Source organism: Mycolicibacterium lutetiense (assembly GCF_017876775.1).
Taxonomy (GTDB): Bacteria; Actinomycetota; Actinomycetes; order Mycobacteriales; family Mycobacteriaceae; genus Mycobacterium; species Mycobacterium lutetiense.
Genome location: NZ_JAGIOP010000002.1, coordinates 1,190,382 through 1,215,374, shown reverse-complemented (window position 1 = coordinate 1,215,374; position 24,993 = coordinate 1,190,382). Strand labels below are relative to the sequence as shown.

The window sequence follows — 24,993 nt, the reverse complement described above, 5'->3', positions numbered from 1 at the left end:
TCTTTGGAGGCGCCATGGCAGGACGACCAGTGCACACATTCCAGGTGGTGCACCGCGAGCAGCTGACCGACCATATCGTCAGGCTGGTACTCGGTGGCTCGGGCGAGGGCACCGGCTTCGACACCTTCTCACCCAGCGACTTCAGCGATGCCTATGCCAAAGTCGTCATCGTCGATCCCCGCGTCGACGTGTCGGCACTGCCGAAACCCTTGACGCTGGACAGCTTTCAGGAGCTGCCCGCCGAACAACGGCCGACCGTACGCACCTACACCGTGCGCAAGGTCGACAGGGACCGAGGCGAGGTCACCATCGACTTCGTGGTGCACGGCGAGCAGGGAGTGGCCGCACCCTGGGCTGCGGCGGCGGTGCCGGGCCAACCCGCCTACCTGATGGGACCGAACGGGGCCTATGCCCCCGACCCGGCCGCCGACTGGCACCTGCTCGCCGGTGACGAGTCGGCTCTGCCGGCGATCGGTGCTGCCCTGGAAGCGTTGCCCGACAACGCGATCGGCAAGGTATTCATCGAGGTGGCCGGCGCCGGGGATGAGATCGAGCTCGCGGCTCCCGACGGTGTCGAGGTCAGCTGGATCCACCGGGGTGGGCGCGCCGACCTGGTCGGCGACGAGCACGCCGGCGACAACGCCCCGCTGATCGCCGCGGTCAAAGAGGCGGCCTGGCTGCCGGGGCAGGTTCAGGTGTTCATCCACGGCGAGGCACAGGCCGTCATGCATAACCTGCGCCCCTACATCCGCAAGGAGCGCGGTGTGGCGGCGAAATGGGCCGCATCGATCTCGGGGTACTGGCGCCGCGGGCGCACCGAGGAGACCTTCCGGCAGTGGAAGGCCGAGCTGGCAAAAGCTGAGGCCGGCGCCGCAGGCTGAGCCCGGATGGCAAGGTAGCCGTCATGGCCTATGGCGACTATCAACTCGAGATCTACCTGCAGGGGCTCGCCGGCGTGCTGCCGACCATGCCGATGGACTACGCGGCACTGGAGGCCAAGGCCCAGGCGGCGATGCCGGCTTCCATCTGGTCGTATGTGGCCGGCGGGGCCGGCGACGAACGCACCCAGCAGGTCAACCGCACCGCGTTCGACCGCTGGGGGTTGATGCCGCGGATGCTCAACGCCCACCGCGAGCGTGATCTGTCCGTCGATCTGTTCGGGCTGAAGCTTCCTACGCCGGTGTTCATGGCGCCGATCGGGGTGCTGGGCATCTGCGGGCAGGACGGTCACGGCGATCTGGCCGGTGCCCGCGCGGCAGCGCGCACCGGGGTGCCGATGGTTTTGTCCACCCTGACCGAGGATCCGCTGGAAGATGTGGCGGCCGAGTTCGGGGATACCCCGGGCTTTTTCCAGCTGTACACACCCACCGACAGAGACCTGGCGGCCAGTCTGGTGCAGCGCGCCGAGGCGGCCGGCTACAAGGGCATCGTCGTCACCCTGGACACCTGGGTCCCGGGGTGGCGCCCACGGGACTTGGCCACCTCCAACTTCCCGCAACTGCGCGGCAAGTGCCTGTCCAACTACACCAGCGACCCGGTATTTCGGGCCGGGCTGCCGCAACCGCCCGAGGAGAACCCGCAGGCCACCGTGCTGCGCTGGGTCAGCCTGTTCGGCAATCCGCTGACCTGGGACGACTTGCCGTGGCTGCGGTCGCTGACCACTTTGCCGCTGATCCTCAAGGGCATCTGTCACCCCGAGGATGTGCGGCGCGCCAAGGACGGTGGTGTCGACGGTATCTACTGCTCCAATCATGGTGGCCGCCAAGCCAATGGCGGACTGCCCGCGATCGACTGCCTGCCCGGTGTGGTCGAGGCGGCCGACGGGTTGCCGGTGTTGTTCGACTCGGGAATCCGCCACGGGGCCGACATCGTCAAGGCGCTCGCGCTGGGCGCCACCGCGGTCGGGGTGGGGCGGCCCTACGCCTACGGGCTGGCACTGGGCGGGGTCGACGGCATCGTGCACGTGCTGCGGTCGTTGCTCGCCGAGGCCGACCTGATCATGGGTGTCGACGGGTACCCGACGCTGGCCGACCTCACCCCCGACGCGCTGCGCCGGGTGGACTGACCGCCCAACCTTTCACGCGCTCGACCTGCGGGGTCGATATCGCGCACCTGTTGTCACGCTGGAGTGGCGCTCGAGCCGGAGCGCCACTCCAGCGTGACATTGGGAGGGCATCAGGGCAGCTCACGGCCTATGGCGTATGAATATTCATGCGTGTAGCATTTTCCTTCGTGAGTGTAGAAACTGTCCGCGAGCGGGCTGCCCATCTGGGGCCCGAGCGACGGCGTCCGCAGGTGCTGGATGCGGCTCTGGCGATCGCGGTGACCGACGGGGTCGCGGCCGTCACGATCGGCGCGGTGGCACAGCGACTCAAGGTCACCCGCCCGGTGGTGTATTCGTGTTTCCCCGACCGGGTCGAATTGCTGAGGGCGCTGCTGGAACGCGAACTGGGGTTGCTGGTCCAAGGGGCGATCGACGCCTTGCCCTACGGTCGCCCGGACGCCGACGAATCGGTGTTCGTCGAGGGCTTCCGGGCGTTGCTGCACGCAGTGGCCGGCCGGCCCGATTCCTGGCGGCTCGTGATGGGCGCCGACCCTGATCCGGCTGTGGCCAAGCACTTCGGCAACGGCCGCGCGGTGATGGTCGGCAAGGCGACGAGACGGCTGGCACCCACATTGGAGCGATGGGGCACCGTCGACGCCGACAAGAAGCTGCCGGTGCTGGTCGAACAATTCGTGTCCGCCTGTGAAGGCGCGGTTCGGACCTTGTTGCACGACGACGGAAACAATTGGACCCCAGACACATTGGGCGCATTCATCGGATCGGCCACCTACCGTGCTTTCCGCGCGGCCTGACCCTTCAAAGAGGAGTTCTCACATGTCCGATCTCCAGCCGATGGCTGACTACGGGTTCTTCGGGCCGGATTCGGTGACCTGGAAGGTCTGGGGCCACGCGACCACCCCGATCATCGGGTTGCAACGCGCTGTGGTGGTCGAAGAGCTCGACCCCGCCCTGATCGCCGCGGTGGATGCCACCGGCGCCAACTACGACCGCCCCCGGACCCGCTACGACCGGACGGTCCGCTACTTCGCGATGGTCGCGTTCGCCGATACCGAGTCGGTGCTCAAGGCAGCCGACGTCCTGGTGAAGGTGCACTCCAAAGCCATTGGCACTGAACCGCTGAGCGGCAACTCCTACGACGCCAACGACCCGAGGTCGCAACTGTGGATCCTGCTGACCGGCTGGCATTCGGTGCTCAAGGCCTACGAGCTATATGGCGGCGGCAAGCTCTCTGCTGAGGATGAGGCCCGCTACTGGCGGGACTGCGCGACCGCCGCCGAGTTTCAGACCTGCGACCCGGCCGATGTTCCGCGCACCCGCGAGGGCATCAACGAGTACTTCGAACGGATGCGGCCGCACCTCGCCGTCAGCGAAGCCGCCCGCTCCATGATGGACCACCTGCTCAACGCCAAGGTGGTCCTGCCGCCCGCGCCGCGTATCGCGACCCCGGCCGTCGAAATCCTCAACTGGTTCCTGCGTGCGGGCACCATCGCCACCATGCCGCGCTGGATGCGGCGGCTCAGCGGCTTCGACCAGCCTCGCGTGGTCGACCTGGCGGTGCGTCCCGTGCTCCAGCTCGGCTTCGGGATCGTCAACCGGATCCCTCGCCTGAAGCTGTTGGTGTCCAAGATCATTGCGCCGGCCGTGGTGCCGATCGCGGGCCCCTACATTATGGGTGTGGCACCCCGGTCCAACGAGGTGCTCAGCCCGGCAGAGGGCCGCCGCCGCTACGGCTACGTCAAACCCGCCGACGCCCACCTCGAATTGCGTGCCCGCCAGCACGAGCGGGTATTCGGTCAGGGGCAGCCGCCCAGCGATGAAGGCCTCATCGAATCTCAGCCCTACCTTGGGAGCTTGGCATGACGACACGATCCGACGTCCTGTTCGACCCGAACCGGACCGACTTCACCCAGTTCGACGCCCGAACCCGGGAGATCTTCAGGGCCACCATCGACTTCTTCGAGTCCCACGGCAAGCGGTGGCTCAAGCAGCAGGACCGCGATCGCGTCTGGTACAGCGATTTTCTCGACCTGGTCAAACGTGATGGCATCTTCGCCACCTTCCTGACACCCGCGTCGGAGGCCGGCGGGGATCCCGACAAGCGTTGGGACACCGCACGCAACGCCATGTACAGCCAGATCCTCGGCTTCTATGGCATGCAGTACTGGTACGTCTGGCAGGTCACCATCCTCGGCCTGGGTCCGATCTGGCAGTCGCAGAACGCCGCCGCGCGCAAAAAGGCTGCGGCCCTGCTTGATTCGGGGGATATCTTCGCCTTCGGCCTGTCCGAGCAGGCGCACGGCGCCGACGTCTATTCGACTGACATGGTGCTGACACCCGGCGCCGAGAGCGCCGCCGAAGGGTCGTATACCGCCAACGGCGGCAAGTACTACATCGGCAACGGAAACCTGGCCGGGATGGTGTCGGTGTTCGGTCGCCGCTCCGACAAGCCGATCATCGACAGTTCCGATCTCGACCGGCGCCGCCCGGAGCAGGAGCCGGGGTACGTATTTTTCGCGGCCGACAGCCAGCATCCGAACTACCACCTGCACAAGAACGTCGTCGACAGCCAGATGTACGTCGCGGCCTTCGATCTGGAGGATTACCCGGTCGCCGCCGACGACATCCTGCACGAGGGAAAAGCCGCCTTCAACGCCGCTATCAACACAGTCAACATCGGCAAGTTCAACCTCGGATTCGGCGCCGTCGGGGCCTGCGAGCACGCCATGTACGAGGCCGTCACCCACGCCGAGAACCGCGTGCTGTTCGGCCAGCGGGTCACCGAGTTCCCGCAGATCCGCCGCATGCTCGCCGACGGGTACGCCCGCCTGGTCGGCATGAAGCTCTACAGCGAGCGCGCCATCGACTACATGCGGAGCGCGAGCCTGAACGACCGGCGTTACCTGCTGTTCAACGCGATCGAGAAGATGAACGTCACCCGCGAGGGTGAGAAAATCGTCACGCTGCTGTCCGACACCATCGCCGCGCGCGCATTCGAATCCGACATGTACTTCACCATGGCGCTGCTCGGTGTCACGGGGCTGCCACGCCTCGAAGGCACGGTGCACGTCAACATGGCGCTGTCACTGAAGTTCATGCAGAACTACATGTTCGGTGCCGCCGATGCCGGACTGGCGGCGATGTCGATGTTGCCGGTCGGTAGGGCGCCGGCGCCGGTGTTGAGTGCACTCGCCGTAGGTCTGCGAGCTGCCGGTGGTGCCCTTGCGGAATCGCCGTTGGCGCAGCGCATTCCACAACTCAAGCCGCTGCTGGCCGACGTGCCCGAGGTGCCGACCCGGCGCGACGGTGCCAATGACGACTTCCTGTTCCGGCAGGGTCCGAGCAGTGGGCTGGCGAAAATCAGGTTCGGGGACTGGCAGGCTGTGCTGCGCCGATGTGGGACGACGCCGAATGCCGCCGTGTTCCTGGCCCAGGCGCGGGCCTTGCAGACGCTGCTGGCGGTGGCGACACCGAACGCCGAACAGCAGCGCAACGTCGACTTCCTGCTCGCCGTCGGCGAGATGTTCACCCTCATCCCGTATGCCCAGCTGATCCTGGAGCAGGCCGAGATCGAAAACGATGGAACCGACAGCCTTGCCGATCTGATTGACCAGCTTTTCGAGGTCCTTGTGGCCGACATGTCCACGAATGCGACCAAGCTGCACTGCCACCCGGATGCGACCCCTGTGCAACGGCAGCGGGCCCTCGACATCGTCCGGCAACCAGTCACCGACGCCGCCCGGTTTGACCGCGTGGTGACTCGAGCCCGGGGGCTGGCCGGCCGCTACGAGATGAAGCCGTGATGGTCACGCGACGGTAGCGGTTCGGCGCGTCGGGTGCGGGGCGGGCGCACATCTGCCACCGTGGCACGGTGCCCGCAGTCCAGGATGTGCTCGCCGAGTTCGACGAATACCTGGCGCTGCAGTGCGACAGGTCTGCGCACACCCGCCGCGCGTACCGGGGTGACCTGGTGGCGTTGTTCGACTTCACCGGCGGGGGTCTGGAGACCGTCACACTGCCGAGGCTGCGGTCCTGGCTGGCCACTCAGGCTGCGGCTGGAACGGCCCGGACCACGCTGGCGCGGCGTACCTCGACGGTCAAGACCTTCTCTACCTGGGCGAGAAGGCGGGGATTGCTCCCTGAGGACGCCGCGGCTCGGCTGCAGGTACCCAAAGCGCACCGCACCCTGCCCGCGGTGCTCCGTCGGGATCAGGCGATCGACGCCATGGAGGCGATGAATTCTGCTGCGCGCGAAGGCGATCCGCTGGCGCTGCGGGACCGGTTGATCGTCGAGATGCTGTATGCCACCGGTATCCGGGTCAGCGAGTTGTGCGGGCTGGACATCGACGACATCGACACGTCCCGCCGGGTGCTGCGGGTTCTGGGCAAGGGCAACAAGCAGCGCACCGTCCCGTTCGGCGAACCGGCGCGCATCGCGCTGACGGCGTGGCTCACCGAAGGGCGCCCCGCCCTGGCCAATGCCGATTCCGGCCCGGCGCTGTTGCTCGGGGCCCGTGGCAAACGACTCGATCCGCGGCAGGCCCGCACCGTCGTGCACCAGACCGTCTCCGCTGTCGACGGTGCCCCCGACATCGGCCCGCACGGGCTGCGCCACAGTGCGGCCACCCACCTGCTCGAAGGCGGTGCCGATCTGCGGATCGTGCAGGAGTTGCTGGGCCACACCTCGTTGGCTACCACGCAGCTGTACACCCACGTCACCGTGGAGCGACTACGCGCCGTCCACGATCAAGCCCATCCGCGAGCCTGAAGAGGGAGATAGTGCCGGAGCCGACTGTCGAGCCGACCCGACAAATCGTCCAGCTGCCGTCGGGACCGGTCTCCTATCTGACCTGGTCCGCTGACAGTCCCGACCACACCATGGTGCTTCTGCACGGCGGTGGCGTGGACAGCGCATCTCTGTCGTGGGGCGGTATCGGTCCGCGCCTGGCGGCGGCCGGTTACCGGGTCGTGGCCCCCGATCATCCCGGTTATGGACACAGCCCACCCGCGCCAGTGCCCGCGACGCAGGAGCGCCTGGTCGCCTACGTCGGCGAGTTCGTCGACGCGGTCGGCCTTGAGAGCTACGCGATCGGCGGGCTGTCGCTGGGAGGGGGGATGACGATCGGCCACGTGCTGGCGCGCCCGGATCGGGTCACCGGCGCCATGCTGCTGAGTAGTTACGGCCTCATGCGCCGGTTGTCGGACGGGCCGCTGTCCGGCGCACGGCAACTCCTGACGTGGGCAACGCTGAGAACCGGCCTGCTGGGAGCGGTGACGCGGTGGGTCGGAACCAACCGGGAGGTGATGACAAAGAGCATGCAGTCGCTCATCCGGAACCAAACTGAGCTCACCGACGAGCTGATGGACGAGATCATGGTTGCCGCGCAGCAGCGCGACGGGTTCCGCGCCTTCGAGCAGTGGCAGCGTGATCAGGTGTTGTGGAACCGTCAGCGCACCGATTACACGCCGCGGTTGGCGTCGTTTCCGCGCCCGGCCCTGATTGTCCATGGGGACCGTGACACCGGGGTGCCCGTCGTACACGCACGCGTGGCGGCGGATCTGATCCCGGGCGCCCGCCTGAAAGTCGTTGCCGGTGCCGGGCATTGGGTTCAGCGCGACCAGCCGGACGTCGTATTCGATGCGATCCGCGGATTCCTGCGAGATATCAACCCAGCGGCTTGAGCCGGATCGGGGTCTGCGCCAACAGTCCCAGCGGGTCGACGTAGTCCGCCCGGGCGGCCGCACCCCACATCGCTCCCCAGTGCAGGCAGGCCGTCGCCGGACAACCCGGGTGGCCGGCCAGCACCGTGCCGAGTAACTGACCGGCCGCAACGGTCTGTCCGGCCCGTACCGCGGCCCGCACGGGTTCGTAACTGGTGCGCAACCCTCCCGGGTGGGCGAGTGAGACCACGGGACGCCCGGCCAGCACGCCGGCGAACACCACGGTGCCCGGACCTGCGGCATAGATCGGCCGGTCCGGCACGGCAGCCAGATCGACGCCACGGTGGCCCCGGTGCCAATTGGGGGAGGGAGCATCAAAACCCCTGGTCACTGCCGGTCGCGGAGTCACCGGCCACTGCAACCGCGAGCCCTCGGCGTGGGCGGGCGGAACCACCGCCGCCAGACCTAGCATCATTGTCGCCGCGGCAAACCTCATGGTCTTACTCCAGCGCCACGACCTGGTTGAACGGAAGACCCAAAATCCGGGGCTGTGGATGAACGGGGCCCGTTTGCCGCGTGGTAAAGGAACGTCTGTCCAGCGTGTAAACTTCTACCCGCAGCTCGCTCGCGGGCTGACTTCGCGTGTCTGCGCATATCGATCGCCTCAACGGGGTCGTACACGGATGCCGACGGTCCTGACCTGGGATTTCCCGGTTCGGGTTCGGCAGCCGGTCAGACACCAGGGCCTGGCATCACCCGACGCCGGGCGGCAACCGACACATAAAGGAACGAATCATGGCTGTTGTGACCATGAGGCAGCTGCTGGACAGCGGCGCTCACTTCGGGCACCAGACCCGACGCTGGAACCCCAAGATGAAGCGGTTCATCTTCACCGACCGCAACGGCATCTACATCATCGACTTGCAGCAGACGCTGACCTACATCGACAAGGCGTACGAGTTCGTCAAGGAAACCGTCGCCCACGGTGGCAGCGTTCTGTTCGTCGGCACCAAGAAGCAGGCGCAGGAATCCATCGCCGCAGAGGCCACCCGCGTCGGCATGCCCTACGTGAACCAGCGCTGGCTGGGCGGCATGCTCACCAACTTCTCCACCGTGCACAAGCGCCTTCAGCGTATGAAGGAGCTCGAGGCCATGGAGCAGACCGGTGGCTTCGAGGGTCGCACCAAGAAGGAAATCCTCATGCTCACGCGTGAGAAGAACAAGCTTGAGCGCAGCCTCGGTGGTATCCGCGACATGGCCAAGGTGCCGTCGGCAATCTGGGTCGTCGACACCAACAAGGAGCACCTGGCCGTCAACGAGGCCATCAAGCTGGGTATCCCGGTCATCGCGATCCTGGACACCAACTGCGACCCCGATCAGGTCAACTACCCGATCCCGGGCAACGACGACGCCATCCGCTCGGCTGCGCTGCTGACCAAGGTCATCGCCTCCGCGGTGGCCGAGGGCCTGAAGGCTCGTGCCGGCGCCGGCGCCGGCGAGAAGCAGGCCACCGAGGGTGTCGAGCCGCTCGCCGAGTGGGAGCAGGAGCTGCTGGCCGGCGCGACCGCCGGTACCGCTGAGGCCGCGGCCGAAGCTCCTGCCGAGGCGGAAGCCCCTGCCGCTGCTGCTGCCGCTGCACCCGAAACATCCACTGACGCTTCGTAATTCCAGGAGAAGTCTTTAAATGGCTAACTACACCGCTGCTGACGTCAAGCGCCTTCGGGACCTGACCGGCGCCGGCATGCTCGACTCGAAGAACGCTCTTGTCGAGGCCGGTGGCGACTTCGACAAGGCTGTCGAGCTGCTTCGCATCAAGGGCGCCAAGGACATCGGCAAGCGCGCTGAGCGCGCCACTGCCGAGGGTCTGGTCGCGGCCAAGGACGGTGCGCTGATCGAGCTGAACTCCGAGACCGACTTCGTTGCCAAGAACGCCGAATTCCAGGAGTTGGCCGACCAGGTCGTCGCGGCGGCCGCCGCGGCGAAGGCCGGCGACGTCGAGGCACTCAAGGCTGCCAAGGCCGGGGACTCGACGGTCGAGCAGGCCATCGCGGACCTGTCCGCCAAGATCGGCGAGAAGCTCGAGCTGCGTCGGGTCGCCTACTTCGACGGCACGGTCGAGACCTACCTGCACAAGCGTGCGGCGGACCTCCCGCCGGCCGTCGGCGTGCTGGTCGAGTACCAGGCCGCCGACGCGGACAAGGGCAAGGAGGCCGCGCACTCGGTCGCCCTGCAGATCGCCGCGCTGAAGGCCAAGTACCTCACCCGTGAGGACGTGCCCGAGGACATCGTCGCCAACGAGCGTCGTATCGCCGAGGAGACCGCGAAGGAAGAGGGCAAGCCCGAAGCTGCGCTGCCCAAGATCGTCGAAGGTCGCGTCACGGGCTACTACAAGGATGTCGTGCTGCTGGATCAGCCGTCGGTGTCCGACAACAAGAAGACCGTGAAGGCCCTGCTGGACGAGGCCGGGGTCACCGTGACCCGCTTTGTGCGGTTCGAGGTCGGTCAGGCCTAGCAGCAGAGAAGACTCGGGCGGCACATCACACCCGATTGACGGCTCGGCCGTCAGCCGCCCGTCGCAAAACCCCGCGCTCATTCCGGCGATCCCGGAAAGCGCGGGGTTTTGTTCATTCGTGACCCGGTCGGTGCAGGGTAGTTGCTTGCGCTGGGGCGACGGGCTTTGCCGGTGTGGGAGTGTGGCAGGTACCAATGGTCTAGGAGGTGAGCATGCGCGTCGGTGTGGTTTTTCCGCAGACGGAACTCGGCGGTGATCCCGGAGCCCTGCGTGCCTACGGCCAGCGCGTCGAAGAGCTGGGCTTCACTCACATCCTGGCCTACGACCACGTCGTCGGCGCCGATCCGGCGGTTCACCGGGACTGGTCGGGCCCGTACGACCTGTACACCACATTTCACGAGCCGCTGGTGATGTTCGGCTATCTGGCCGCCGTCACAGAGCTGGAACTGGTGACCGGGGTGATCATCCTGCCGCAACGCCAAGCCGTGTTGGTGGCCAAGCAGGCGGCCGAAGTCGACCTGCTCACCGGCGGGCGGCTGCGCCTGGGCGTGGGACTGGGCTGGAATGCGGTCGAGTACGAGGCGCTGGGCGAGGATTTCGGGAACCGCGGCAAGCGGTCGGAGGAGCAGGTCGAGCTGATGCGTCGGCTGTGGACCGAATCGTCGGTGACCTTCGAGGGCCGGTTCCACCAGGTGACCGGTGCCGGCCTGGCGCCGCTGCCGGTGCAGCGCCCGATCCCGGTGTGGTTCGGAGCGGCCTCCGCGCGGGCCCTGGAGCGCGCCGGGCGGCTGGGCGATGGCTGGTTCCCGATGGTCGGGCCCGGTCCGGAGCTCGAGGAGGCACGTGCGCGGGTTGAGCGCGCGGCCGTGGCCGCCGAGCGCGATCCGTCCACGATCGGGATGGAGGGCCGCGTGAGCTGGGCCGGTGATCCGGACCAGACTGCGGCCGACATCGCTGCCTGGGCCGACGCCGGCGCGACGCATGTCACCGTGAACACGATGGGGGCCGGGCTACGGACCGTCGACGAGCATCTGGCCGCGCTGCAGAGTGTGGCCCGGACCCAGTGACGGCGGCTCGTCGGTGTCGCGGGCTTCTATACCCGGGCCGGAATGGCACCGCGCAGGGCGGCCGCGGCGTTGTCCAGGAGCGACGCGGAGCGGTCGGGTGAGACGATGCCCTCGACGTAGCCGAGGTTGAGGGCCAGTTCGTCGCGGCCGACTGTCACATACAGCATGAGGTATCCGCTGATCGACGTCCCGGATATCACCTGAATTCCGGACAGGTTCCAGCCGCCGAGTCGTTCGGGGAAGTCCGCGGTGTCGATCAGGCTCACACACAGGTTGCCCGGGCCACGTTCGTCGAGCACGGCTGCCACCCGGTCTGCGAATCGCGTCGCGCCCATCGACATCGCTCCCAGCGACCCCAGGTTGGCCAGGTGGTGGCGTTTGTCGACGGCATCGCGCATCCGCATGTCGAAGCCGGCCGCGGCCTGCCACAGGGACCGGTCGGGGGCGCAGTCCACCGGGGCGGCCACCATTGCCTGATAGCTGCCGGTGGCGTCGGCGTCGGGTTGCACGGCGAGGTGTTCGCGGAACGGCACGGACACGCTGACCGCGAATCGTGCCTGAGTAGAACCGGTTTCGACGGTCGCCGCAGTTGCCAGGGCTGCCGCGACGGCCGCCTGCGGCGACACGCCGTGGTCGCGGCATGCGGTGAGCAGATCCTGCGCAGCGGCGCCGGTGATGACGCGGTGCGCGAAGCGGGTGCGCCGCTCGGCGGCCGGTACATGTCGCTGTGCAGGCAGCCGCTGGAGCGCGGGGGCACCGCGCTCCGAAATCGCGTCGGCGGCGAGCCGCCCCAGTGCCCGAATTTTTCCCCGCACCCCACGGAAACCGTTGGGCATCAACTCTTCCGGGCCGGGAGGCGCGGGAATCTCGGGATGCCACTCGGCTGTGTCCGCTGCCGGTTCGCCGGCCTCGTCGCCGGCAGCGGCCAGCACCTGTCGGCATAACGCCGCGATCGCGATTCCGTCGCACAGGGTGTAGGTCGACGTCAGGATCAGATCGGACACCTCTGGCTCCACGGTCACCAGCGTGGCCCGCAACAGCGGCCCGGCGTCGTCGAACGGTTCGGCCAGTTCGCGGTCCATCTCGGTGGCCCAGGATCCGTTGTCAGCCAGCCGCAGTGGGATCGGACGTCGCGGTACAGGCACGAAGGACGGACCGCCCCGCGCCGGACGCACCGTCGACTGTACGAGCGGGTGACGACGGCCGACCACGTTGAGCGCGGCCTGCAGACCGGCGGTGTCGACGGGCCCGTCGAGGCGAACTCGGGCACAGATATGCAGCGGCGATATCCGGTCTGCCGCCCAGTGCCAGCGTTCCAGCGTCGAGAGCCGACGTGGCAACGCGGCCCCGGGGCCGCGGTCACCGAATCCCGGCCACGTCATCGGCTTGGAGATCATGTCCAGAACCCGCTGGTCGCCGGCACGCTGAATGAACTGGGCGCGGGCAGCGACAACGGCGGGATTGCTGCTCTGCTCGATCCGTCCCAGCGATTGCGAACCGGTGACCAGTTCGGTGGTGCGCGGCAGGCGCCTGCGTTCATAGGTACGCAGACCGGCCACCGGATCGTCGCTGACCGCCAGTGCATGTGCCAGCACGATGGCGTCCTCGATCGCCGAGTTGGCGCCCTGACCGAGGCTCGGCAGCATCGGATGAGCCGCGTCGCCGAGCAGTGTCACCGAGCCGGTACCCCAGCCCGTCAGTGGTGGACGGTCCAAGGCAGGCACCGTGATGATGTCGGATTCGTCTGTGGCCGTGATGATGTCGGTGATCTGTGGTGTCCAGCCGGCGAAGCGGGCAAGAAGATCGTCCTTGCCGTGGGGCCAGTTGGCGGCAAGGTCGGCATCTGTCGACTCGGTCGCCCACCAGTAGATGGTGCCCTGGCCGCAGTCGTGCAGCCCGAAGCGGCGGCCGTCTCCCCAGTAGTGCACCGACTCACCCTCGCGCAGCCAGGCCGGATAGAAGGGTGCCAGCGCAAGCCAGCAGACGAATCCGCCCGGACGGGGCTGCTGCGCGCCGTGCAGTTGTGCCCGGATCGTCGAGTTGATGCCGTCGGCGCCGATGAGGACGTCGGCTTCGAGGTGCCGCCCGTCGGACAACTGCAGCGCGACACCGGCTCCGGTGTCAACGAAATGCTCTGCTGCTGCGCCGGTTTCGACGCGGAGATCGTGGCCCGCGGCGGTGAGCAGGACATCGTGGAGATCCTTGCGGGTCAACACCACCGACGGTGCGCCCAGCGCCGAATCCAGCGGCGTCACGTCGACGCGTCGCAGTATCTTGCCTGCGGTATCGCGGAAGCTGAAGGTGGCGACCCGGCCGCCGATCCGCAACAGGTCTTCTTCGATACCCAGATCGAGCGTGCGCAGTGCGAGCATCGCATTGCTTTGCACGGCCAGCCCGAAACCGGCGGCCCGCAGTTGCGGGGCACGTTCGCACAGCGTCACGTCGGCGCCGGTGCGGCGCAGCGCCGCGGCAGCGGTCAATCCTCCGACTCCGGCCCCGACGACGATCGCCGACGGGGGATTGGGATGCGTGCTCATTGGTTGGCTCCGAGGTAGTCGTGTTGGGCGCAAAGGTGTTCGACCAGCTTGGTGGCCAGCGTTGCGACGTGTGGTTCGGTGACCATGCTGAGGTGATCGCCCGCGACGTCGACGACGGCGAGCTCGCCGGCCACCCATCGGCCCCAGCCGTTATCCGCGTGGCCGTAGCAGGAACCGGCCGCGTCGTGGGCATTGGCCAGCACCTCCGGCAGCGGCTCGGCGGCGCGCAGCAACGTCATCGGCCCGTGCCATACCGCGGGCCGGTACTGCGCGCCGGCTTCCCAGCAGGACCGGAATACGGTGAGCAATCGGCGCACCAACTCACGCGAACCGGTCCGGGGTAGGACCCCGTGGCCGATCGCGATGTCGAGGATGTAATCGAGTGCCGCGTCATCGGAGTCGACGTCGGGAACCGGCTCGGTGGGGGTGCCGGTGCCCAGTGCACCCCACAACAACTCCCACAGGAAATAGGAGTAGAGCTGTTTCGGGCTGAGATCGGTGGCCGAGTCGGTATCCAACGCCATGGTGTCCAGCAGCACGAGGGAGCCGACTTCAGCTCCGTCCTCGGTCAGCCGGTGGGCCATCTCGAAGGCGATCAGACCGCCCAGTGACCAGCCGCCGATGTGGTACGGGCCCTCGGGCTGGATCCGGCGAATCGCCTGGACATAGTCGGCGGCCAGCTGCTGCAGCGAGCCGACGGCCGTGGTGCCGGGTTCCAAACCGGCTGCCTGCAAGGCGTACAGCGGTTGATCTCCGGGGAGATGCGCGGCGAGGTCGGCGTAACACAGCACCGATCCGCCGATCGGGTGTACCAGGAACAACGGCGGACGACTGCCGGTCGGCTTGAGCGCGACGACCGGGTCGAAGTCGACGACCTGCCGATCGCGCACCCGGGCTGCGAGCTCGGCGACCGTCGGCCGGGCGCCGAACGCCGACATCGGCACAGTGGTCCCGAATCGCCTCTCGATTCCGACGATGAGCCGTACCGCCGATATGGAATCGCCACCGAGGGCGAAGAATTCGTCGAACGCACCGATCCGGGCAACTCCGAGCGCGTCGGCCATCAGCTCGGCTATCACTCGTTCGTGGTTGTCCCGCGGCTCGACATGGTCGCGGGCAGGTGTGGCGAGAGCCATGGTGCCCAGCACCATATCGGCCCGTTTGCCGCTTGGCGTATGTGGCATTTCGTCGAGCCATTCGAACCGGGACGGGACCATGTATTCGGGCACGGCATCACGAAGCTCCGCTGCGATACCGGCCGCCAGGGCATCGTCGAGGGGACCGACCAGGAAGGCCACCAGTTGTGTTCTCGCGCAGGATTCCCCGCCGGGGCGGGCCACAACGGCTACCTCGGCGACGCCGCGTCGGGCCGCCGCGTGACCCAGCGCCAGCTCCACGTCCAGTGGTTCGATGCGGTGTCCGCGCACCTTGACCGCAGTGCCACGACGGCCCTCGACGACGAGCTGGCCACCGGGCAGTCTGCGACCCAGGTCCCCGGTGCGGTACATCCGAAGGCCACCAAGTGATTCGACGTGGACGAACACTTCATCGGTCAGATCGGCGCGACCGTGGTAGCCGTCGGCGAGTGCTGCGCCGCCCACCCAGATCTCACCCGGCACGCCGTCGGGGGCGGCCTCGCCCTGGGCATCCAGCACGGCGATCACGACATTGTCGATCGGCATCCCCACGGGTGGCAGCGCCGGGAACCGATGCGGATTGCCGGTCATGCGGTGACAGGTCACCACATGGGTTTCGGTGGGACCGTATTGATTTTCGAGAATGACGCCGTCGGTGTTGCGGGCGAGGGCGGCGCACAGCGCTCGGATCTCGTCGGTGACACGTAACTGCTCGCCGGAGGACACGATGATGCGCAAGGCTCGGGGAGTCCTACCGCGTGCCACCGCCGCTTCGGCCAGCGGCTGCAACGCCACGTACGGCAGGATGATCCGCTCGGTTGCCGTCGCGTCGAGCGTGTCCACCAACGTGGGCAGGTCCCGCCGGTCGGCATCGGAGATCAGCAGCAATCGGCCTCCGCCGCACAGCGTCGAATAGATCTCCTGGAACGACACGTCAAACGACAGCGGTGCGAACTGCAGCGTTGCCGGCGCACGTCCGGTGTCGGTGCAACGGCCGCTGGGCACCGAGAGCTGCCAGTCGATCAGGTTGGCGAGCGCCCGGTGCCCCATCACCACGCCCTTGGGTACACCGGTCGACCCCGACGTGAACAGCACGTATGCCGGTTGGTCGGGATCGACGGTCGGCAGCGCGGCGTCGGGGCCGGTGAGCAATTCGGCGATCAGAGTGTCGTCGAGTACCGCAGCGGGCTGCGCCACCGCCAGCATGGCGTCGCGTCGTGCGGCCGGGTACGTGGGGTCGACGGGTACGCACGCTGCGCCCGCCCGAGCGACGCCGAGCACCGCGGCGATCAGCTCGGGACCGCGCTGCGCGGACACCGCCACCCGTTCGCCCCGGCGCACACCGCGGAGCACCAACCCGGCGGCCAGCTGCGCCGACATGGTGTCGAGTTCGCCGTATGTGACAGTGCGCGAGCCGAATTCGAGTGCCACGTCATCGCGGAACAGGGACGCGCTTACGGCGAACCGTTCTACGACCGTGCCGCCCACGGTTCCGGTTGCGTCGGCGAGCCGGGCATCGGCGGCAATGCCGACAGGCTCATCGGGCCGGCTGCAGATGAGTTGCAGAGCCCGCACGAAACTGCGGCCGAGCACGTCGAGCTGTTCGGGCGTATACATTGCCGGATCGCCGTCGAGTCGCACCGTGACGGCGCCGTCGCGTGGGTCACGCAGAACGTTGACCAGCAAGGCAAAGTTGGTGGCCTCGTCGGCATCGACGCTCAACAGTTCGACGTCGAGGGCGGCGAGCAGGTCACCGGCCCGGTGGAAGTGCACATAGTTGAACGCCACATCGAGCGCAAGATCCGCGTGCCGCTGGATGTCGGCGACCGGGTAGTGCGCGTGCGCGGCGTTCGCGCGATCCCGGTCGAATACCTCGAGCACCAGAGCCCGCCAACTGGCCGCGGCGGAGTTCACCCGGACGGGCACGGTGTTGAGGAACAGGCCCGCGGTGCGTTCGGCGTTGGCACGTTGTGGCCGACCGTGCGTCACCACACCTGACGTCACGTCCTGCTGTCCGGCGAACCGGCCGACGGTGAACAGATGCGCGGCCAGATACACGGCCTTGACCGGCACGTGAGCATCGCCCGCGGCGGCGATCACCTGCGCGCACAGCGATTCTCCGATCTCGACGGTGTGCCGAAGGCGGGTTGCCGCCGCCGAGGCGATCCCGTCCGCTTCCCCGGCCTCGACATGGTGGCGGTCGCCAGGGATCCTGATCGCCGGGGCGCCGGCGAGCAGCCGGGTCCAGTATTCGCGGTGTTCGGGGTTGTCGCGTGCGATCTGTTCTGCGCGAACGTATTCCGCGAAGGACGGCAACGTTGCCGGGGCCACCGGTTCGACAGCTGCGCCCCCGGCATGCCGGTAGTCCTGCAGGAGCTCGGCCAGGATCGCCGACACACTCCAGCCGTCGAGGATCGCATGGTGGAACGAGAACACCACGTCGATGCGATCGGGCAGGAGAAACACACCGAAGTGGTAGAGGCCGGGCCGGCCCAGCTCGTAGTGCCATGCCCGTCGATCGGCGAGGTGGATTTCGATCACGGCATGCGCGTACGGGCTCTCGAGGTCGCGCAGGTCGACGACATCGCAGTCAGCGACGACGTGCCGATTTACCAGCTGTAGCGGCTCGGTGAAACCGGCCAGATGAAAGGAAGTCCGGAGCGCGGGATGGCGAGCCACCAACCGCTCCAACGCATTCCGCCAGGCCGACTCCTGCCACGGCATCCGCAGCTGGTAGCGGAACACGTCATGGTAGGCCTGCGAATCGTGTTGCTCGGTGCTGTGGAACAACATTCCGAGTTGCAGCCTGGTGAGCGGGTAGGCATCCTCGGCGTCACCGACATGGGCCCGGTCGACCGCCGAAACGAGCTCGAACGGTGCGACTGGCGGCGTCGTATCCGCGCCTGCGACCACCTGGCAGGCGAGTTCGGCGACCGTCGGGTGATGCGCGATGTCGCGGGCATCCAGCAGCAGGCCCTTGGCCTCGGCCAGTGCTCGGACCCGCAACGAAAGAATCGAATCCCCGCCGAGGTCGAAGAAGTTGTCGTGGACCGATACCGCTCTGATGTCGAGAACCTGCTGCCAAATCACGGCCAGCGTTGCCTCGATGTCGGTGCGCGGCTCGGTGTATTCGGCCGACGTCTGCCGTCGTGCGGCGGCCAGCAGTGCTGTGCGGTCTGCCTTCCCACTCGATGTCACCGGGATGGCCTCGACGCCACAGAACTGTGCCGGGATCAGGTAGTCCGGCACCCGCTGGGCGAGCTGGCTGCGCAAAGTACCGGTATCGACCTCGGCGCCGGCCACGACGAACGCGATCAGCTGGGTGCCGCGGCTCTCGGATTCCTCGGCGACGACTGCTGCGTCGAGTATCCCGGGGATGCCCGTCAGGGCATTCTCGATTTCACCGGGCTCGACGCGGTTGCCGCGGATCTTGACCTGGCGGTCGATCCGGCCCAGATATTCCAGCTGACCGTCCGCGCACCACCGCGCCAGATCACCTGTGCGGTACATCCGTTCGCCGGGGTGGAACGGGTCGGCGACGAATCGGTCTGCCTGCAACTGCGGCCGATTCAGGTAACCGCGGGCCAATCCGGCGCCGGCAATGCACAGCTCACCGGGTGCCCCGACCGGTTGAGGCTGGTCGGAGCGGCCCAGCACATAGAGTCGCGTGTTGTCGATGGGCCGGCCGATGGGAATGCGGGACACCGACTGATCCGGGTCGTTCGGACAGTCGTAGAACGACACGTCGACGCAGGCCTCGGTGGGGCCGTAGAGATTCACCAACGCCGGCGCCGGCGTGCCGCGGTGCGCGAACAACCGGTTGAACCGGTTCACCTGCTGTGGTCGCAACGCTTCTCCGCTGCAGAACACCAGGCGAAGCGAGGCGGCCTGGTCGACCGCCTCCGGTGACTGTTCGAGCAGGTCCAGGAACGGTGTCAGCATCGACGGCACGAAATGCGTCACCGTCACCCGGGATTCGGCGATGGCGCCCAGGATCTCGCGGGGATCCTTCTCGCCCCCGGGCGGAAGCAACGCCACTGCGGCACCCTGACGGGCCCACCAGAACAACTCCCACACCGAAACGTCGAACGTGACCGGGGTTTTCTGCAGAATGACGTCACCGGGACCGATCGGATAGCGCCGCTGCATCCAATCCAGCCGGTTGATCACCGAGTGATGTTCCACCGCAACCCCTTTGGGGGTACCCGTGGATCCCGAGGTGTAGATGACGTAGGCCAGGTCGTGTCCGGACGGGGCCGGCGGGGTCGCCACGGACGGGGGAGTGGGCTGCCCGCTGCCCACCGTGATCACCGGGAGATCGCCGATCACGGTCTCCAACGTCTCTGACGCCTCGCCCGTGAGCACCGCGGCAACACCCGCGTCAGCCAGCACATGGGCGATCCGGTCGGCCGGGTGGTGCGGGTCGACGGGCACATAGGCGGCTCCGGCGTGCATCGCCGCCATGACCGCGACAACCAGGTCGGAGCCGCGTTCTGACAGCACTGCGACGCGATCCCCGAGCTGCACGCCGCAGGCCCGCAGTTCGGCTGCCGTTGCCGATATGCGTCGGTTCAGTTGGGAATAGGTCAGTGGCGGTTCATCGGTGGCCAGCACCGCGAGAGCGTCGGGTGTGGCAGCGGCCTGAGTCACGATCCGCTCGATCACGCTGGAGGCGTCGTCGTAGGGAACAACGGGACCGCAACTCTGCTCGGTGAGCGCGGTCAGCTCGGTGGCCGACTGCATCGGCAGCGCGGCAGGATCCGCTTCCAGGGATTCCAGGCCGGCGTGCAGCAATGCGGTGAAGTGACGCTCTACCGACTCGATGGGGTAATCGCCGTCGAACACGTCGGTTGCGTAGTCGAAGATGAGCTCGAGCGGGCCGTCGTCGTCGAGCTCATGGACGTGCACGGCCAGCGTGAAGGTGTCGAAACCGTGTGGGAGCCCCTCAACGCTCTCGACGATGTCGGAGAGCGCACGCACCTCGGGCAGTCGCACGTAGGTGACTGTGACGTCGAACAGCGGGCCGGTGTCGCGGCTTGCTCGGCGCAACTCGTTCATCAGGTCGCCGAGCGGAAACCTCTGGCGCGACTTGATCTCACGGACCCCGCGGCGAACGTCGCCCACCAGCTCGGCCAGCCCGGTCCCCGCGCGCCGGTCGATCCGCAAGGGCAGGGTATTGGCGAAATGCCCACCCACGGTCATCATTTCGGCCGGGGTGTTGCGGTTGGACAGCGGAATGCCGACCATCACGTCGTCGGTGCCCAGCACCCGGCTCACGTAGGTGCCGACCATGGTCGCCAGATAGGGGAAGAACGGCACGTCGAGCTCGCGGAGCCGGTCGACGAATGACCGGGGCAGGTGGGCACGGTGCCGCTGCAGCGGGACCGGGCCGCTGGCGGCCTGCGCCCGGTCGAACAGGGCCGGGGTGGCGTCGCGTACCTGGTCGGTCAGATAGTCGCGGTCGGCCCGCCACTGCTCGGACTGCAGGTACTCGTCGGCGCGGTCGGCCGCCTCACGAAACGACGTGGCGGGCAATGGCGCGGGTTCGCCGGTGGCCATCACGGTGCTGTAGTCGGCCAGCACGTGTGCGGCCAGATTGAACACCCCGGTGGCGTCGATCGCCACGTGATGGGAGAACACCAGGACCCGGTAGACCCGCTCGGCCTCGCGCAGCAGGGTGACCCGCAGCGGCACCCGCTCGGTGGGATCGATCGCGGTGCCGACGGCGTCCTGCACCATCCGGTCCGCCGCGGCCGCGGGATCCGGCTCACCGGTGAGGTCCACCTGCTCGATCGGTGGCATGTCGTCGGCGAACTCCTGGTACGGCGCTCCCTCGACGGCCCCGAACCGCAGTCGGATCGCGTCGTGCCGTTGCCACGCCCGGGCGTAGCAGTCGGTGAGGACGTCGACGTCGATATCCCCGACCAGCCGGGCCTGCAGACCGACGACGTAACACGGAACACCTGGAAAATGCTGTGTGACCAGCCAGATATCTCGCTGGTAGGCAGTCAGACCGCGGCGTGCAGGCGTGGCGGCATCGTCATTTGCGCCCATGATCTCGGAAGTGCTCCAAACGTGTAGGGAATTGGGGCGACAACCCGATCGGCCCAGGACATTGGCTAGCCGGGAGACAGGGTATTGACAACCTGTCAGAAATTGGCGGCTACCTTTTTGGTGCCGGCGTAGCACGGCGTGCGAGCGGTACCAGTTGGTACCGTCTGTGTATGAGTCGAATCTCCGCTTTCAGTGACGACGCCCTCGGTGAGCACGACGCCGTCGGCCTGGTGGAGGAATTGCGTGCCGGCCGGGTCTCGGCGGCCGACCTGATCGAGGCCGCGGTGGCGCGGGTCGAGGCGGTCAATCCCACCCTCAACGGATTGGCGTTCGCGGCATTCGACCGGGCCCATGCCCGCGGTGCCGCGCCCAGCTCCTACGGCGGGTACTTCGACGGTGTTCCGACCTTCGTCAAGGACAACGCCGCGGTCGAGGGCATGCCGACCATGCGCGGCACCGACGCATGGGAACCCCGCCCCGAAACGGCTCACGGCGACTTCGCCCGCGCGTACCTCGCCACGGGTCTCGTGCCGCTGGGCAAGACCCGACTCTCGGAGTTCGGCTTCAGCGCCTCGTGCGAGCATCCGCGGCTGGGGCCGGTGCGCAATCCGTGGAACCCCGACTACACCGCGGGCGCCTCCTCATCGGGTTCCGGTGCCTTCGTCGCATCGGGAGTGGTGCCCATCGCCCATGCGAACGACGGAGGCGGCTCGATCCGGATCCCCGCCGCCTGCAACGGATTGGTCGGTCTCAAGCCCACCCGGGGCCGCCTGCCACAGGACAAGGACATGCGGATGATGCCGCTGCGGATCGTGTCCGACGGGGTGCTCACCCGATCGGTGCGTGACACCGCGGCGTTGTTCCGGGAGATGGAGCGCGTCTACCGCAACCCCAAGCTGCCACCGATCGGCGACGTCAGCCGCCCGGGCAAGCAGCGCCTGCGGATCGCGGTGTGTACCCAGTCCGTTGTGCACGACGCCGGTCCCGAGATGACCGAGCTGACCCACAAGACCGCCACGCTGCTCGAGGAACTCGGCCACCAGATCACCGTGATCGGCAACCCGGTCCAGGCCCGGTTCAAGGACGACTTCCTGCTGTACTGGGCGTTCCTGTCGTATGCGTTGGTACGCGGCGGAAAGCGGTCTTTCGGCCCCAGTTTCGACCGAGACAAGCTCGACAACCTCACCCTCGGGCTGGAGCGGCTCGCCTCCCGCAACCTGCATCGGCTCCCGGCCGCGATCACCCGGCTGGCCCGGTCAAAACGGGTCACCGAGCGGCTGTCCAACAGCTATGACGCGGTGCTCATGCCGACGCTGGCCGAACCCACTCTGGAGATCGGCCGGCTCGACCCGACCGCGGACTACGAGCAGATCATCGACCGGCTGCTCGGGTGGGTGGCCTTCACACCTCTGCAGAACGCCACCGGGGATCCGGCCATCTCACTGCCGCTGGCCCAGACGAAGGCCGGCCTGCCGGTGGGCATGATGCTCTCGGCGACCCGTGGCCGCGAAGCTCTGCTGCTGGAGCTGGCCTACGAGCTGGAAGAGGCCAGGCCCTGGCCGCGCATTCAGACGCAGGTCGGGGCGGCCGCCCCGCCGAAGCAGGCGCGAAAAACGGTGAAATAGGCGTTCTTTGGTGACCGCGGTGGCAGTAGCGGACACCGGCGCGCCTGCCCGTCCGCGTTTTGGCCAGGTCCGGGCCCGCCGGTGACGGTGTGCTCCTATGATGACCGGCAGGTGTCACTGTTGCGGGGGTGTGAATGACGTCTGGACCAGACGACCAGTCGGGCGACGACGGTCGGGGATCGATACGTTGGCAGGATCCGGCCACCGCCACACCTCGGCCGCCCACCGTGGCCGAGGCGCGCCAGCGCGACAAGGCCCAGAAGGCCCGCGAGGCGGCGGCGCAGTTCGCGGCCCTGCAGGAGGAGAAGGCCCGGGACCGTAAGGCCAGGAACGGCAAGATCCTGATGGGATCGGTGGCCGTGGTCGGCGTGGTCGGAGTGGTCGCCCTGGGTTACCACCTGCTGCACAAAGAGGAAATCGCGGCGAGCTGCGTCAAGGACGGCAGCAACGAGGTAGTGCCCGACTCATACTGTTCCAGCGGTCACAGTGGCTCCGGCGGCACTTTCATCTATCTCGGCTCGCCGTACCGCTACTACTACGGCGGCAACAGCGGCGGCGTCGGCACCGTTGCCCGCGGCGGAACGCTGGAGATGCCCAAGGGCACCACCGCCAAGACGAAATCGGGCACATCCATCTCCCGCGGCGGATTCGGCTCGTCGTCGAGCTACGGCAAAAGTTCGGGAAGCTGAATGCGTCGTCAACGCAGTTCCCCGCGAGCCGGCTGGGAGCAGATCGTCGCCGACCAGGGAATGTGCTTCGGGACTCCGGCGCGTGACGCGACCGGTGCCGACCGCCCGTACTGGGACGAATCGGTGCACTACGTCTTCGACATGGACGAGGTGTTGTCGATCGAGGCTTCCGTCGAGGTGTTGCACTCGATGTGCCTGGAGGCCGTCGAGAATGTCGTCCTGACCGAGCGCTACCGCGACTTCGGGCTTCCCGAGTGGAGCTGGGAGCACATCGAGAAGTCTTGGCGGCGAAGCGATCCGCATCTGTACGGTCGGTTCGACCTCCGTTACGACGGCCGGCGGCCGCCGGTACTGCTGGAGTACAACGCCGACACCCCGACCACGCTGCTCGAAGCCGCGATCCTGCAGTGGCACTGGAAAACCGATGTGTACCCAGAAGACGATCAGTGGAACTCGTTGCACGAGAAGCTGGTTGGTCGCTGGGCTGAAATCCGGGACCGTCTTCCAGGGGTGGAGACATACTTCACCTGGTCGGGAGCCGAGCTCAGCGGTGAGGATCACGTGACCGTGGCCTACCTGCAGGAGTGCGCGGCCGAGGCCGGTCTGCGCACCGTGGGGCTGGCGATCGAGGACATCGGATTCGACCGGGACCTCGACAGGTTCGTCGACCTGGAGGAAACCCCCATGTCGTCGGTCTTCAAGCTCTACCCGTGGGAGTGGATGCTCGACGACGATTTCGGTCGCCGTGCGGTCGAGCAACTGCCCGCCACGATGTGGGTGGAACCGCTGTGGAAGACGCTTCTGAGCAACAAGGCCATCCTGGCGGTGCTGTGGGAGATGTATCCCGGGCATCCGAACCTGTTGCCCACGTACATCGATGACCCGCACGAGCTGACCGACTACGTGCGCAAACCGAAACTCGGCCGTGAGGGCGCCAACATCACCATCGTCGGCGCCGGGTTCGAGACCGAGACCGGCGGTGTGTACGGCGAAGAGGGCTACGTGTACCAGTTGCTCGATCCGCTACCGCAATTCGACGATATGCGTCCCGCACTGGGCGCATGGATCGTCGGCGACGAATCCGCCGGACTCGGAATCCGCGAGACCTCCGGTCTCGTCACCGACAACGGCGCTGCCTTTGTGCCACACCGCATCCCGCTGTGATCTGGAAGGAATACCCCTATGACAACCACCCTGGTTGCTCTCAGCTCCGATTACTGGTCGATCCTCGGCCACGGGGTGTCGGCGATCGTGCTGTACACGATTGTCGGTGTGGCGCTGATGGTTCTGGGTTTCTTCGTCATCGACTGGACCACGCCGGGACCCCTGCGGGCCCTGGTGCAGGCCGGGCGTCCCAACGCCGCCGCGGTGGCGGCCGCGGGCATCGTGTCGATGGCACTCATCATCGTGCTGGCCATCTACAGCTCACTGGGTGACCTGGTTCAGGGGCTGCTCAGCACCTTGGTGTTCGGGTTGCTCGGCATTGCCGCCCAGGCCTTCTCGGTCCGGCTGATCGGCGCGATCAAGGGGATCGACATGGGCCGGGTGCTGGCGTCCGAGCGATTCACCCCCGAGGTGCTGGTCGTGATCGCCGCCTATGTGGCGTTCGGGCTGATCGTGGCAGCCGCCATCCTCTGATTTTCCCTGCTC

General features: G+C 67.4%; 17 protein-coding genes. 14 read left to right on the top strand and 3 right to left on the bottom strand.

What is annotated here, in order from left to right; translation table 11 throughout:
* Window positions 1–14 precede the first annotated feature (14 nt).
* The 7 genes from JOF57_RS15165 to JOF57_RS15135 all read left to right on the top strand — a co-directional run bounded on the left by JOF57_RS15165 (window position 15) and on the right by JOF57_RS15135 (window position 7,744).
* Complete coding sequence (locus JOF57_RS15165) at window positions 15–881, top strand: siderophore-interacting protein (RefSeq protein WP_209917756.1); 867 nt, start codon at window positions 15–17, stop codon at window positions 879–881.
* Window positions 882–904: 23 nt separating this feature from the next.
* Window positions 905–2,065: an alpha-hydroxy-acid oxidizing protein gene (locus JOF57_RS15160; RefSeq protein WP_209917755.1), complete on the top strand. Its 1,161-nt coding sequence runs from the start codon at window positions 905–907 to the stop codon at window positions 2,063–2,065.
* Between the two features lie 167 nt (window positions 2,066–2,232).
* Window positions 2,233–2,856, top strand: coding sequence for a TetR/AcrR family transcriptional regulator (locus tag JOF57_RS15155; RefSeq protein WP_307870027.1), 624 nt, complete (start codon window positions 2,233–2,235; stop codon window positions 2,854–2,856).
* A gap of 22 nt (window positions 2,857–2,878) precedes the next feature.
* Window positions 2,879–3,925: an oxygenase MpaB family protein gene (locus JOF57_RS15150; protein ID WP_209917751.1), complete on the top strand. Its 1,047-nt coding sequence runs from the start codon at window positions 2,879–2,881 to the stop codon at window positions 3,923–3,925.
* Window positions 3,922–5,865 (top strand): acyl-CoA dehydrogenase family protein, encoded by a 1,944-nt coding sequence (locus JOF57_RS15145; RefSeq protein WP_209917749.1) that lies wholly within the window; start codon window positions 3,922–3,924, stop codon window positions 5,863–5,865. Before JOF57_RS15150 ends, JOF57_RS15145 begins: the two co-directional genes overlap by 4 nt.
* A 68-nt stretch (window positions 5,866–5,933) precedes the next feature.
* The gene (locus tag JOF57_RS15140) at window positions 5,934–6,830 is read left to right on the top strand and encodes a tyrosine recombinase XerC (protein ID WP_307870026.1); all 897 of its coding nucleotides are present in this window, start codon (window positions 5,934–5,936) and stop codon (window positions 6,828–6,830) included.
* 11 nt (window positions 6,831–6,841) lie between these two features.
* Window positions 6,842–7,744, top strand: a complete 903-nt coding sequence (locus tag JOF57_RS15135; RefSeq protein ID WP_307870025.1) for an alpha/beta fold hydrolase — start codon at window positions 6,842–6,844, stop codon at window positions 7,742–7,744.
* Here JOF57_RS15135 and JOF57_RS15130 read toward each other — a convergent pair.
* Window positions 7,728–8,219 (bottom strand): M23 family metallopeptidase, encoded by a 492-nt coding sequence (locus JOF57_RS15130; protein ID WP_209917747.1) that lies wholly within the window; start codon window positions 8,217–8,219, stop codon window positions 7,728–7,730. The genes JOF57_RS15135 and JOF57_RS15130 overlap by 17 nt on opposite strands.
* A 299-nt stretch (window positions 8,220–8,518) precedes the next feature.
* Between JOF57_RS15130 and rpsB the strand changes: the two genes are divergently transcribed.
* The 3 genes from rpsB to JOF57_RS15115 all read left to right on the top strand — a co-directional run bounded on the left by rpsB (window position 8,519) and on the right by JOF57_RS15115 (window position 11,302).
* Complete coding sequence (rpsB, locus tag JOF57_RS15125; protein WP_234938144.1) at window positions 8,519–9,388, top strand: 30S ribosomal protein S2; 870 nt, start codon at window positions 8,519–8,521, stop codon at window positions 9,386–9,388.
* A 19-nt stretch (window positions 9,389–9,407) separates the two neighbouring features.
* Complete coding sequence (gene tsf, locus JOF57_RS15120) at window positions 9,408–10,235, top strand: translation elongation factor Ts (RefSeq protein ID WP_209917745.1); 828 nt, start codon at window positions 9,408–9,410, stop codon at window positions 10,233–10,235.
* A 212-nt stretch (window positions 10,236–10,447) separates the two neighbouring features.
* Window positions 10,448–11,302 (top strand): LLM class F420-dependent oxidoreductase, encoded by an 855-nt coding sequence (locus tag JOF57_RS15115; protein ID WP_209917742.1) that lies wholly within the window; start codon window positions 10,448–10,450, stop codon window positions 11,300–11,302.
* 26 nt (window positions 11,303–11,328) lie between these two features.
* Here the strand turns inward: JOF57_RS15115 and JOF57_RS15110 are convergent, their stop codons facing one another.
* Window positions 11,329–13,839 (bottom strand): FAD-dependent monooxygenase, encoded by a 2,511-nt coding sequence (locus JOF57_RS15110; protein ID WP_209917740.1) that lies wholly within the window; start codon window positions 13,837–13,839, stop codon window positions 11,329–11,331.
* On the bottom strand, window positions 13,836–21,029 hold the full coding sequence (locus tag JOF57_RS15105; RefSeq protein WP_209917737.1) for a non-ribosomal peptide synthetase: 7,194 nt from the start codon (window positions 21,027–21,029) through the stop codon (window positions 13,836–13,838). Before JOF57_RS15105 ends, JOF57_RS15110 begins: the two co-directional genes overlap by 4 nt.
* A 170-nt stretch (window positions 21,030–21,199) precedes the next feature.
* Between JOF57_RS15105 and JOF57_RS15100 the strand changes: the two genes are divergently transcribed.
* From JOF57_RS15100 to JOF57_RS15085, 4 genes are all read left to right on the top strand, one after another.
* Window positions 21,200–22,654: an amidase gene (locus tag JOF57_RS15100; protein ID WP_209917735.1), complete on the top strand. Its 1,455-nt coding sequence runs from the start codon at window positions 21,200–21,202 to the stop codon at window positions 22,652–22,654.
* A 134-nt stretch (window positions 22,655–22,788) separates the two neighbouring features.
* Window positions 22,789–23,343 (top strand): hypothetical protein, encoded by a 555-nt coding sequence (locus JOF57_RS15095; RefSeq protein WP_209917733.1) that lies wholly within the window; start codon window positions 22,789–22,791, stop codon window positions 23,341–23,343.
* Window positions 23,344–24,507 (top strand): glutathionylspermidine synthase family protein, encoded by a 1,164-nt coding sequence (locus JOF57_RS15090; RefSeq protein ID WP_209917731.1) that lies wholly within the window; start codon window positions 23,344–23,346, stop codon window positions 24,505–24,507.
* A gap of 18 nt (window positions 24,508–24,525) precedes the next feature.
* Window positions 24,526–24,981: a DUF350 domain-containing protein gene (locus JOF57_RS15085; RefSeq protein ID WP_209917729.1), complete on the top strand. Its 456-nt coding sequence runs from the start codon at window positions 24,526–24,528 to the stop codon at window positions 24,979–24,981.
* Window positions 24,982–24,993: the final 12 nt, after the last annotated feature.